Annotated in this window: 12 protein-coding genes; 7 read left to right on the top strand and 5 right to left on the bottom strand. The window is 66.3% G+C overall.

Annotated features, from left to right (window positions below; genetic code table 11):
* Positions 1-287, top strand: a 287-nt coding sequence (locus NUW87_RS11030) for an IS30 family transposase (RefSeq protein WP_269028568.1), incomplete at its 5' end; no start/stop codon positions are given.
* A 114-nt stretch (positions 288-401) separates the two neighbouring features.
* Here NUW87_RS11030 and NUW87_RS11025 read toward each other — a convergent pair.
* Genes NUW87_RS11025 through NUW87_RS11015 form a run of 3 tightly spaced genes read right to left on the bottom strand, consistent with a single transcriptional unit; the run spans position 402 to position 2551 of the window.
* The gene (locus tag NUW87_RS11025) at positions 402-869 is read right to left on the bottom strand and encodes a YdcF family protein (RefSeq protein ID WP_269028567.1); all 468 of its coding nucleotides are present in this window, start codon (positions 867-869) and stop codon (positions 402-404) included.
* Positions 862-1365, bottom strand: a complete 504-nt coding sequence (purE, locus tag NUW87_RS11020) for a 5-(carboxyamino)imidazole ribonucleotide mutase (RefSeq protein WP_269028566.1) — start codon at positions 1363-1365, stop codon at positions 862-864. The genes NUW87_RS11025 and purE overlap by 8 nt, the downstream gene beginning before the upstream one ends.
* Positions 1366-1369: 4 nt before the next feature.
* On the bottom strand, positions 1370-2551 hold the full coding sequence (locus NUW87_RS11015; RefSeq protein ID WP_269028565.1) for a 5-(carboxyamino)imidazole ribonucleotide synthase: 1182 nt from the start codon (positions 2549-2551) through the stop codon (positions 1370-1372).
* Between the two features lie 40 nt (positions 2552-2591).
* On the opposite strand from NUW87_RS11015, the gene budA reads away from it, so the two are divergent.
* A complete protein-coding gene (gene budA / locus NUW87_RS11010) occupies positions 2592-3326 on the top strand; it encodes an acetolactate decarboxylase (protein WP_269028564.1) in 735 nt (244 codons plus the stop codon).
* Positions 3327-3501: 175 nt separating this feature from the next.
* Here the strand turns inward: budA and NUW87_RS11005 are convergent, their stop codons facing one another.
* Positions 3502-3963 carry a hypothetical protein gene (locus NUW87_RS11005; protein ID WP_269028562.1) on the bottom strand — a complete coding sequence of 154 codons (462 nt, stop codon included), beginning with the start codon at positions 3961-3963 and terminating at the stop codon, positions 3502-3504.
* 22 nt (positions 3964-3985) lie between these two features.
* Entirely contained in the window at positions 3986-4717 is a 732-nt protein-coding gene (locus NUW87_RS11000) for a biotin--[acetyl-CoA-carboxylase] ligase (RefSeq protein ID WP_269028561.1), read from the bottom strand.
* A 95-nt stretch (positions 4718-4812) separates the two neighbouring features.
* Here NUW87_RS11000 and NUW87_RS10995 point away from each other — a divergent pair, with 95 nt between their 5' ends.
* The 5 genes from NUW87_RS10995 to NUW87_RS10975 all read left to right on the top strand — a co-directional run bounded on the left by NUW87_RS10995 (position 4813) and on the right by NUW87_RS10975 (position 10819).
* On the top strand, positions 4813-6993 hold the full coding sequence (locus NUW87_RS10995) for a catalase (RefSeq protein ID WP_269028560.1): 2181 nt from the start codon (positions 4813-4815) through the stop codon (positions 6991-6993).
* Positions 6994-7167: 174 nt separating this feature from the next.
* Entirely contained in the window at positions 7168-8415 is a 1248-nt protein-coding gene (locus tag NUW87_RS10990) for an ATP-binding protein (RefSeq protein WP_239218563.1), read from the top strand.
* A 94-nt stretch (positions 8416-8509) separates the two neighbouring features.
* Positions 8510-10024, top strand: a complete 1515-nt coding sequence (locus tag NUW87_RS10985; protein ID WP_269028559.1) for an acyl-CoA carboxylase subunit beta — start codon at positions 8510-8512, stop codon at positions 10022-10024.
* Positions 10025-10043: 19 nt separating this feature from the next.
* Complete coding sequence (locus NUW87_RS10980; RefSeq protein ID WP_034997440.1) at positions 10044-10229, top strand: acyl-CoA carboxylase subunit epsilon; 186 nt, start codon at positions 10044-10046, stop codon at positions 10227-10229.
* Positions 10229-10819: a Maf family protein gene (locus NUW87_RS10975; RefSeq protein WP_269028556.1), complete on the top strand. Its 591-nt coding sequence runs from the start codon at positions 10229-10231 to the stop codon at positions 10817-10819. The genes NUW87_RS10980 and NUW87_RS10975 overlap by 1 nt, the downstream gene beginning before the upstream one ends.
* The last annotated feature ends 284 nt before the right edge of the window (positions 10820-11103 follow it).

The following is an 11103-nucleotide window of genomic DNA, read 5'->3' as shown; positions in this document are numbered from 1 at the left end:
ATCAAGGCGTGGAAATGGCTGAAACCGCACGTGTGCGCATCAAAGACGGCTGCGAGGTGTACTTTTGCGATCCGCACTCGCCGTGGCAGCGGCCGACCAACGAGAACACCAACGGTGAGATCCGGCGCCGGTTCTACAAGAAAGGCACCGACTTCGCCGAAGTCACCCCCGAGCACGTCGCCTGGGTGCAAGACGAACTCAACGACACACCACGACAAGTCCTCGGCGGAGCAACCCCACGTGAGATACTCCAGCAAATATTCAAACGTGGCGCATTAACCGCTTGATCCCGCCCGGCGTAAATCGGCCGATCCCAGGATGAAGCTCCCAGGGTTTGGCGCAGCCAACGCGGCCAACGCGGTCAACCTCGTCGGGGGCCGTGGCGTCGATAGGCCGTACTCCTACCGCCCGAAGACCTGCCGCACGACGCGCCTCCACACCACTCGCGCCACAGAGTGCGGCAGCGCCAGCACCTCCCGCGCGTAGTTTTTCACCCGCGACGTCTCGGGAGTCGGCGCCGCCACCAACTGCACCGGGATGCCCAGGTGCCGCGCCCACACGCGGGTGCGCAGAACGTGGAAACCGCTGGTCACCACGGTGAGATAGGCAGCGTCTGGGAACAGCCCCCGGGAGTACTCCAGGTTCTCGTTGGTGGAGCGCGCCTTGGGCTCCAGCACGATCGACGCCTCCGGGACTCCGCGGACTAGCAACCAGTCGGCCATCACCTCCGCCTCCCCAAAGCCGGAGACCACAAGCGGCGCGGGGGCTGTACGCCACACCTCGAGCGCTCGGCGCAGGCGGAACTCGAGCATGCGCGAAGGGCGCCCGTCGACGATGCGGGCGCCCAGCACGACGATTGGGTTACTCACCCATCAGGCGCTGGCGCAGCGCCTCGTCTTTGCGCTCCACCTCGGCCGCCATGCGCGCCTGGTAGTCCACCATTTTGCGCTGCACTGACGGATCGGCCGCGCCCAGGATGCGCGCGGCGAGCAGACCTGCGTTCTTCGCGCCGCCGATGGAGACGGTGGCCACCGGCACGCCGCCGGGCATCTGCACGATGGACAGCAGCGAGTCCAGCCCGTCGAGGGTGTCCAGGGCGCGCGGGATGCCGATCACCGGCAGCGGGGTCGCCGCGGCCACCATGCCCGGCAGGTGCGCGGCCCCGCCTGCGCAGGCGATGATCACCTGCAGGTCGCGCGTGTGCGCTTCCTTGGCGTACGCCAGCATCTTCTCCGGCGTGCGGTGCGCGGAGACCACCCCTACCTCGAAGGGGATGCCGAATTCGGCGAGCACCTCGGCGGCCGGGGCGACGGTGTCCCAGTCCGAGTCAGAGCCCATGATGATGCCAACGACTGGCTGTGCCATGTGTCTAGTCCTTCCAGGTTGCGTGGATGATGTAGTGCGCGGCGTCTTCGGCTACGGCGAGCGCGTCGTCGACGCTGTCGGCGCACACGTTGACGTGCCCCATCTTGCGCCCGGGGCGGTGGTCCTTGCCGTAGAGGTGCACCTTGGCCTGCGGGTATTTGCGCATCACTTCGACGACGCGCTCGGCCATCGGCACAGCGGGGTCTTCGTCGCCGCCGAGGGTGTTGACCATGACGGTTGCGGGCGAAAGCTTATCGACGGCACCTAACGGCCAATCCAGTACCGCCCGAACATGCTGCTCGAACTGGGAGGTCACGCACCCGTCCTGGGTCCAGTGGCCGGTGTTGTGCGGGCGCATGGCCAGCTCGTTGACGGAGACCTCCGGGCCGTTGTCGCCGACGTATTCGAACAGCTCCACGGCCAACACACCGGTTACGCCCAAGCCCTCGGCAACGCGCACGGCGAGCTCCTCGCAGCGCGTCGCCAGCTCCGCGGACATGCCCGGCGCGGGAGCGATGGCCACGCGGCAGATCCCGCCGTCTTGGCGCGACTCCACCACCGGCCAGGCGCGCACGTCGCCGGAGCGGTTACGCGCCACCATCGCGGACAGTTCGCGGGTGAACGCGACTTTCTTCTCCGCCATCAGCGGCAGGTCGCGGCCCAGCAGGTCCTCGACCAGCTCGGCGCACTCTGCGCGCGACGACGGGAACCACACCCCGTGTCCGTCATAGCCGCCACGGGTGGCCTTCAGGCACACCTGGCCGCCGGTTTCGTCCCAGAACGCCTCGGCGTCCGCGGCCGACTCGATCGCCGCGAACGCCGGCACCGGCAGACCGGCCTCGGACAGGCGCTTACGCTGCTCGAGTTTGTCCTGGGCGTAGATCAAGGCATCGGGGCGGGGTTCGACGGCCACGCCTTCGTCGATAAGCAACTGCGCGTACTCGTTGGGCACATGCTCGTGGTCGAAGGTGACCGCATCTGCGCCGTCGACGATCGCGCGCAGGTCCTCAAGCTTGGTGTAGTCGCCGAGGCGCACGTCGCCGAACACCTGCGCGGCCGAGGCGTCCTTGTCTGCGGCCAGCACGCGGGTTTCCACGCCGAGCTCGATCGCTTCCGTCTGCATCATCCGTGCCAACTGGCCGTCGCCGATGACGGCGACGACGGGCATCCCATAGGCGTTACTCACTCTGAACACTCTAGTCGCCCCTCCGACTAGCATCGCAGCCATGTCTGAAACGATCGCCCGCCACACAATCTTCCAGAACTCGCTGATGACCGCGCTTCTCGACGGCATCTACGACGGCGAGCTGACCATCGGCGATATCTTGAGCAAAGGCAACTTCGGCCTGGGCACCTTCGACGCCCTCGACGGCGAGATGCTCATCCTGGACGGGGTGTGCCACCAGCTCACCTCCGACGGCAAGGCGCGCGTTGCCGATTTGGACCAGCGCACCCCGTTTACCGTGGTGACCAACTTCGTGCCGCGGATGCGCTTCGACGCGCCCGCCAGCATGGTCCGCTCCGAGCTGGCCAAATTCATCGACGACACCGAGCCGAGCCACAACTTCTTCACCGCCGTGAAAATCACCGGGCGGTTCAAGGAGGTGGTGGTGCGCACGGTGACCAAGCAGGAAAAGCCCTACCCGCCGATGTCGGAGGCGGTTTCCGACGACGCGGAGCACGTCTTCACCGACGTCGAAGGCGTCATCGGAGGTTTCCGCACCCCCATGTACGCCAAGGGCATCGGCGTGCCGGGCTGCCACGTGCACTTCATCGATAACGAGCACTCGCGCGGCGGCCACGTGCTGGACTACACCGTGGACGATGCGGTGATCGAGCTGTGCCCCGGCACCGACATGGAGCTGCACCTGCCGGTCACCGCCGAGTTCTTGGGCGGCAAGCTCTCCCCCGAGGACTTGGACGAGCAGCTGCACACCACGGAGATTAAGGGGTACAAGTAGCGCACAACGCCGGGCGGACAGGGTGCGCCGGACGGGGTTCCTGACAAATTACGACAGCCGTTTGTACCGACCTGGGGATATAGGGGCGCACTGACAGATTCCGCCACGAAGTGTCGGAGGTAGGGGCTCCCGAGGCGAGGCGCGCGGCGCCGGGCACCGGCCGCGCGCCGCAGGCCTACCGCGCCGCGCCGAGCGCGCGCTGCAGCACTTTCTCCACCGCTCGAGTCTTGCCCACCCGCTCGAACACGATCGGCTGCGCGTAGCCGTACACCGCCACGTTGATGCCGCCGCGCTCGCGGCGCACGGAGTGGACCTGGCGCAGCGGGATGGAATCCACCGCCCCGCGCCGGCCGCGGGCCAGGATGCGCTTGTCGGTGACGATGAAGCGCCGGCGCCTGGACGCCACCAGCGGGACGATGAACCGCCACAGCACGATCAGCGCCCAGATCAACACCACGATGTTGCGCAGGCCCGGGTCCACGTGCGGGGTCACGTCCATCCAGCCGACGGCCATCCAGGCCACGCCGGTGACGGCCACCAGCTCGAGCAGCGGGATGGTCAGCGCGGAAAGCGGCGCGCACACGTCGGCGAGGACGACTTCGTCCCCGCCGATGCGAAACGGTGCTTTGCCAGCCATAAACAGGCAGGGTACTGCACGCCTAGGACGTCGGCCGCAGATGGTGGACGTCGCCGACGGAATACGCGGAGCCGTCGATAAGCACCTCGCCCTCGTCGTTGACCCCGGTGACGGTGCCGGTGACGGTCTCCTCGCCCTCGCGCATCTCCAGGCGCACGCTTTGGCCGATGGTGGCGCACACCGCGCGGTAGTCCTCTAAAAGCTGCGGGTCGCCCTCGCGCCACTGGGTCAGCCGCTTGCCCATCGCGAGCAGGATGTCGGCCGTGAAATCATCGAAGTCGACATCGATGCCCTCGAGGTTGAGCGCTGTTGCGGTCTCCACGGGCAGGTCCTCTTCGTGCATGGCCACGTTGATGCCGATGCCAACGATCACGCGCGGCATGTCCAGCGCGGAGAGGATCCCGGCGATTTTCTTGCCGCCGATCTGCACGTCGTTGGGCCACTTCAGCCGCGCCTGCGGCACCACGTCAGTCACCGCCACGCCCGGCGCGATGGACAGCAGGCCGAACGGAGGCGGCGTCTCCGGCACTTCCACCACCATGCTCATGGCCAGCTGGGAGCCTTTCGGTGTGACCCACTGCCGCCCCAGCCGCCCTTTGCCCGCCGTCTGCTCGTCGGCGATGAGCACCGTGCCCGGCGCGGCTTTGTCGTTGAGTAGGTCGGCGTTGGTGGAGCCGGTGGATTCGACCCACCGCACGTTCGGCCAGTAATCGGCTACTTCGTCCTGAATTCGCTGCACATTGCGCACACTCATGTGGACGAGCGTAGTAATTTTTCACGGCCCCACGGCGCGCGCATCGCTACGCTCGAACTGGCACCTACTCCCTTACCTTGAGAGGTTGAACTGGAATGAGCGACAAGACCCCATCCACCAACGCAGCGTCGCCGGCGGGCGATAGCGCCCCCGGTAAGCCGGGTGCCGCAACGCCGGGCGTTTCGCAGCCCGACGGCAAGACCACCCCGCCGCAGGACACCGACGCGCAGCAGCCGCCGGCCTCGGTTTCTGCCACCGGTTGCCCGTTCCACTTCGGTGCCGGTTCGGATTCCCCGGATCCGCGCACGCAGCAAGGCGAGTACCTCACCACCGCCCAGGGTGCGCGCCTGTCTGAGACCTCGAAGTCGCTGCGCGCCGGCGAGCGTGGCCCGCTGCTGATGCAGGACCACCACTTCCGCGAGAAGATCACCCACTTCGACCACGAGCGCATCCCGGAGCGCGCCGTCCACGCGCGCGGTGTGGGTGCCCACGGCACGTTCGTGGCCAACGGCAACGCGTCGAAGATCTCCAAGGCCAAGGTGTTTAAGAAGGACGCCGAGACCCCTGTCTTCGTGCGTTTTTCCACCGTGCTGGGCTCCCGCGGCTCCGCCGACTCCGTGCGCGATACCCGCGGCTGGGCCACGAAGTTCTACACCGAAGAGGGCAACTGGGACCTGGTTGGCAACAACATTCCGGTGTTTTTCATCCAGGACGCCATCAAGTTCCCGGACGTCGTCCACGCGGGTAAGCCGCACCCGGACCGCGAGATCCCGCAGGCACAGTCGGCGCACGACACGTTCTGGGACTTCGTTGGTTTGCACACCGAGGCGACCCACCACACACTGTGGAACATGTCGGACCGCGGTATTCCGCGCTCGCTGCGCATGATGGAAGGCTTTGGCATCCACACGTTCCGCTTCATCAACGACGCGGGCGAGACCACCCTGGTCAAGTTCCACTGGAAGCCGAAGTTCGGCGTGCACTCCCAGGTGTGGGAAGAAGCGCAGATCACCGGCGGCATGGACCCGGATTTCCACCGCCGCGATCTTTACGACGCCATCGAGGCCGGCGCCTACCCGCAGTGGGACTTGGGCGTGCAGGTCTTCCCGGACACGGAGGACCAGATGTTCGAGGGCATCGACCTGCTGGATCCGACCAAGCTCGTGCCGGAGGAGCTGGCGCCGGTGGAGATCATCGGCACGATGACGCTGAATAAGAACCCGCGCAACTACTTCGAAGAGGTTGAGCAGGTCGCGTTCTGCCCGTCGCACCTGCCCCCGGGCATCGACGTCACCGCGGACCCGCTGCTGCAGGGCCGCCTGTTTTCCTACCTGGACACCCAGATTTCCCGTCTGGGCGGGCCGAACTTTGCGCAGCTGCCGATCAACCGCCCGCAGGCGCCGGTGAACGACAACTTGCGCGACGGCATGCACCAGGTCGGCTCCCACACCGGCGTGGCGCCCTACAAGCCGAACTCGCTGGACGAGAACAACCCGGCCGAGGCCACCGTGGACGAGGGCGCATTTATCGACGTTCCCGTCGCCGTGGAAGGCAAGATCACCCGTGAGCAGCCCGCGTCCTTCGACGACCACTTCTCGCAGGCGCGCCAGTTCTACATCTCGCTTACCGACGTCGAGCAGGACCACCTCACCCAGGCCCTGTCCTTCGAGCTGGGCAAGTGCTACGAGGAGGCCGTCAAGGTGCGCTACCTCGATGTGCTCGCGCACGTGGACCAGGCCCTCGCGGAGGCCGTCGCCGACAACCTCGGCCTGCCGCACCCGGAGAAGCAGGATGTCGCCGATGTGACACCGTCCGAGGCACTGTCCCAGATGGGCGGCACCTGGCCTATCGACGGCCGCCAGGTCGGCGTGCTCATCTCCACCGACCTGGGTGATTCCGCCGACGCGGTGGGCAAGCTTGTCGACGACCTCTTCGCCGCCGGCACCACCCCACTGCTCGTCGCTGAAAAGGGCGGGGCCGTGAAGATCGGCGGCAAGGACGTGTCCATCTCGCGCACGTACCTGACCGCCAGCTCCATCGAGTTCGACGCGGCCGTGGTGGTCAACCCGCCGGCAAACACCGACGTGAACACGATGCTCGGCGAGCTCGAGCGCCACAAGAAGGCCATCATCGCCGTGGGTGAGACCGGCAAGGAGGCGCTCGAGGGCGCACGCGTGGCCGCGGACCAGCCGGGCATCGTCGCGGTCGACACCGCCGACGCTGCCGCAGCGCCGGTGAAGGAGCTGCTGGCGTCCCACCGCGTCTGGGAGCGGTAGTTTCTTCCTCTCTTAAGACGATGCGATGCCCCACACCGGATTTTCGGCGTGGGGCATTTTCTGAAAATCAGGTAGTAGGAATCCTGAAAATCGAGTAGTAGAGCTTCTGAAAATCAGGTAGTAGGAGTCCTGAAAATGCGGTAGTAGGACACTTTCGTGCAGTACAATGCCCGTATGGCCTACCTCCGACGCACCCTCGACGACGAGCTCGACCTTCTCATGCCCCACCTGTCCGCAATCGCCATTGACGGACCGAAAGGTGTCGGGAAAACAGACACAGCCAAACGCCGCACCGACACCACTTGGTTCCTTGATGATCCGGATATGCGCAGCATTGCGGAGGCCGATTTTTCGCTCTCCTCGGCGCCGGACGGCACGTTGCTCATCGACGAGTGGCAGCATCTCCCCCAGGTTTGGGATGCAGTTCGCCGCCAAGTGGACCAAGGAGCTGCCCCCGGGCGCTTTCTCCTCACCGGCTCGGCCACTCCCGTCGATGCAAAGGGTTCCCATTCGGGTGCAGGGCGGATCTTCTCGTTGCGTATGCGCCCGATGGCGGTCCATGAACGCGGCGTCTCCGACCCCACGTGCAGCTTCGTCAGGATCTTGGCCGGAGACAACGATGTGTCGGGACACTCGGATTTTGAGGTCGGCGATTACGCCAAGCTCATTACCGGCAGTGGTTTTCCCGCCATTGCCGCGACTGATCCCACGGCCCAAACACTGATGCTCGACTCGTACATCGAGCGCATCATCGACCGCGACATCCCCGATGCAGGCTACGAAGTCCGCCGGCCCGAAACGCTCCGGAGCTGGCTGCGCGCCTATGCCGCGGCCACTTCAACGACCACCGCCTACTCGAGGCTGCTCGACGCCACAACGGGCGGCCAGGTGGAGCAGCCGAATCAGAAAACTACGCTCGCATACCGCGAGCACCTAACGAAGATTTGGCTGCTCGATCCAGTCCCTGGGTGGGTTCCGGAACATAACGAGTTCAAGCGGTTGCAGCAGGGTCCTAAACACCACCTCGCCGACCCCGCTCTCGCGGCACGACTGCTCGGCATCGGCGCATCCAGCCTCCTCAGCAACCGCGCGGCCCACATGTTTGGGCCACTCTTCGAATCCCTGGCTGCGCTCACGCTCCGTGTGCTGGCTCAAGCAGCCAGAGCGCGGGTGTATCACCTCCGATCAAACGCCGGAGAGCGGGAAGTCGACTTCATCGTCGAAGGGCCGGAACGAGAAGTCGTCGGTGTTGAGGTCAAACTCAAGCCGCGGGTTGAGGACGCCGACGTCCGGCATCTTCTGTGGCTGCGCGAACGCATTCCGGACCGGGTAACCAACCTGATGGTGGTAACCACAGGTAAACAGGCATACGTCCGCCCCGACGGAATCATCGTCATGCCGCTCGCCCTCCTCGGCGCGTAGGCGCCGCTCTACTGCCCGTCGGTGGAGGGTGAAACGCGGGCGGCGGAGCCGTCGATAAGCATTGCGGCACATAAGGAATCTAGACTGAGGCGTTATGAGTTCATCCAAACCCGACATGACCACCACCGCGGGCCGCATCCAGGATCTGCGCAACCGCCTGGATGAGGCGCAGGCCCCGGTCGGTCAGGACGCGATCGACGCAGTGCACGCAGCCGGGGCCGCCACCGCCCGCGAGCGCGTGCTCAAGCTTGTGGACGAAGGCACGTTCGTGGAAACCGACGCGCTGGCCAAGCACCGCGTCGAGGCGTACAAGATGGACAAGTCCAAGCCCTCCACCGACGGCGTGGTCACGGGCTACGGGCTTATCGACGGCCGCCGCGTCTGCGTCTTCTCCCAAGACCCCACCGTCTTCGACGGGCAGATCGGCGAGGTCTACGCCGAGAAGATGCTCAAGATCTACGACCTGGCCACCAAGACCGGCGTGCCGCTGATCGGCATCTACGACTCCACCGGCCCGCGCTGGAAGGAGGGCATTGTCACCGCGCACATGCAGGCACAGATCCTGCGCGCCGCCACCCGCGCCTCCGGGCTGATCCCGCAGATCGCGGTGGTGGCCGGCGACGCGGCGGCGCTGACCGCGGCGACCGTGCCGCTGGCGGACATCACTGTCATGGCCGAGGGCGCGGCGATGCACGTGACCACCGCCGACATCGTGAGCAAGGTGACCGAGACCGAAACCACTGCAGAGGAGCTCGGCGGCAGTGCCGTCCACGCCGCGGAGACCGGCCTGGCGCAACTGACCGCCGCCACCGATGTGGAGGCCGTGGAGCTCGCGCGTGCGGTGGTGGGCTACCTGCCGCTGAACAACAAGGCCGCCTCCCCGCTGGGTGCGGACGCCGCGGGTTCTGGTGCGGACCTGGACACCTTCATCCCGGACGACGACAACCAGCCCTACGACGTGCTGGACGTGGTCAACGCCGTCACCGACGGGGATTTCTTCGAGCTTTCCGCAGGCTACGCGGGCTCTGTGGTCACCGGGTTTGCGCATGTTGGCGGGCGTGCCGTTGGTGTCGTCGCCACGCAGCCGAGCGTGTTGGCCGGCTGCCTGACCCGCGACGCCGCCCGCAAGGCCGCGCGCTTCATCCGCACCTGCGACGCGTTCAATCTGCCTGTCGTGCAGTTTGTGGACTCGCCGGGCTTCCTGCCGGCCGTGGAGGAGGAGCGCGCAGGCTCCTCTGCCGCCGCGGCTGCTCTCGCCTACGCGTTCGCCGAGGCCCAGGTGGGAACGATCACCGTGGTCACCCGCAAGGCGTTCGGCCCCTCCTACGCGCTGCTGGGTTCTAAGGGCCTCGGCGCGGACCTGGTGTTCGCGTGGCCGACTGCGCAGATCGCGCTTGCAGACGCCACCACCGCCGCCGAAGCCATCGGCACCGACGCCGAGAAGTACGCCGAAGAAAACCTCAACCCGTACGTAGCCACGGAGCGCGGCCTGGTGGACGCGGTGATCGAGCCGTCCGCTACCCGCGCCCGCGTGCTGGAAGGCTTGCGCCTGCTGGAGCGCAAGGTGGCCTACCCGGCGCAGAAGAAGCACGGCAACATCCCGCTCTAACCACGAAAAGGAGGCTGACGTGGACATTCAGGTACTCAAGGGCAACCCCACCGAGGCGGAGCTCGCCGCGCTGTCGCAGGTGCTTGAGCAGCTGCAGCGCGAGCGCAAGCTGGCTGGAGTGCAGCCGGACGCGAACGGCTGGGGCGCATCGCACCCCGCCGCCGCGTTCAACCCGCACGCCTTCGACTCGGCGGCGTACTTCTAATGCGGCTGGTGCTGGCATCGCAGTCGCCGTCGCGGCGCATGCTGCTCGAGCAAGGCGGGGTCACCCCGGTGCTGCGTCCGGCGCACATCGACGAGGACGCAGTGATCGCCTCGCTTGACGACGTCTCTCCGTCCACCACCGTTTCCACCCTCGCCCGCGCCAAAGCTGAGACGGCAATCGCCGAATTCCCCGACGACGTGGTGGTCGGCTGCGACTCCATGCTGCTGCTCGACGGCGAGCTTTTGGGCAAGCCCCACACCGTGGAGGCGACCGTCGAGCGCTGGAAAGCGCAGCGCGGCAAGGTTGCGCAGCTGCTCACGGGCCACGCGGTGTGGTTCGGCGGCGAATGGGTGGTGGATACCGTTGCCACCACCATCCGCTTCGGCGACGTCTCCGACGCCGACATCCAGGCCTATGCCGAATCGGGCCAGCCGCTCGAGTGCGCTGGCGCATTCACCCTGGAGGCGCTGGGCAGCTGGTTCATCGACTCCATCGACGGCGACCCCACCAGCGTGATCGGCCTGTCCATGCCGCTGCTGCGCCGCTGCCTGTACCGCTTCGGCCTGAACGCGTCCGACTTCTGGGAGTGAGGGGGCCGAGATCCGGGCGGTTTTGTACGAATCGACATTTTTCCCGAATCTGCTCTGCTAAAGCCCAGGTCGGATTCGCACCGCTTTGTGTCAAGTGGTTGTGAACAGTTTCTGGTTTAGGCGACGGTAAGTGTGGGTGGCTGTGAGCGGGTTTTGGTGGTTGTGCGGATGATGGTGACCTCCTTGGGTAGTCCGGTCGGTGTTTTGGGCATAGCGGTGATGAGTCCGGCTTCGAGTGCGGCGCGTGTGGCGTTGATGCGGTTGGTTTCGTATTGCCTCCAAGT

It is taken from the genome of Corynebacterium pilbarense (genome assembly GCF_026930265.1).
Classification (GTDB): Bacteria; Actinomycetota; Actinomycetes; order Mycobacteriales; family Mycobacteriaceae; genus Corynebacterium; species Corynebacterium pilbarense.
The sequence above is the reverse complement of the archived record's forward strand: the minus strand, read 5'-3'. Positions and strand labels throughout refer to the sequence as shown.

What these genes read in the sequence shown, in the direction of transcription:
- budA (WP_269028564.1), top strand. Translation starts at nt 2,592, where the DNA reads ATGTCTGAAACGATCGCCCGCCACACAATCTTCCAGAACTCGCTGATG.
- NUW87_RS10990 (WP_239218563.1), top strand. Translation starts at nt 7,168, where the DNA reads ATGGCCTACCTCCGACGCACCCTCGACGACGAGCTCGACCTTCTCATG.
- NUW87_RS11005 (WP_269028562.1), bottom strand. Translation starts at nt 3,963, where the DNA reads ATGGCTGGCAAAGCACCGTTTCGCATCGGCGGGGACGAAGTCGTCCTC.
- NUW87_RS10975 (WP_269028556.1), top strand. Translation starts at nt 10,229, where the DNA reads ATGCGGCTGGTGCTGGCATCGCAGTCGCCGTCGCGGCGCATGCTGCTC.
- NUW87_RS10995 (WP_269028560.1), top strand. Translation starts at nt 4,813, where the DNA reads ATGAGCGACAAGACCCCATCCACCAACGCAGCGTCGCCGGCGGGCGAT.
- NUW87_RS10985 (WP_269028559.1), top strand. Translation starts at nt 8,510, where the DNA reads ATGAGTTCATCCAAACCCGACATGACCACCACCGCGGGCCGCATCCAG.
- purE (WP_269028566.1), bottom strand. Translation starts at nt 1,365, where the DNA reads ATGGCACAGCCAGTCGTTGGCATCATCATGGGCTCTGACTCGGACTGG.
- NUW87_RS11000 (WP_269028561.1), bottom strand. Translation starts at nt 4,717, where the DNA reads ATGAGTGTGCGCAATGTGCAGCGAATTCAGGACGAAGTAGCCGATTAC.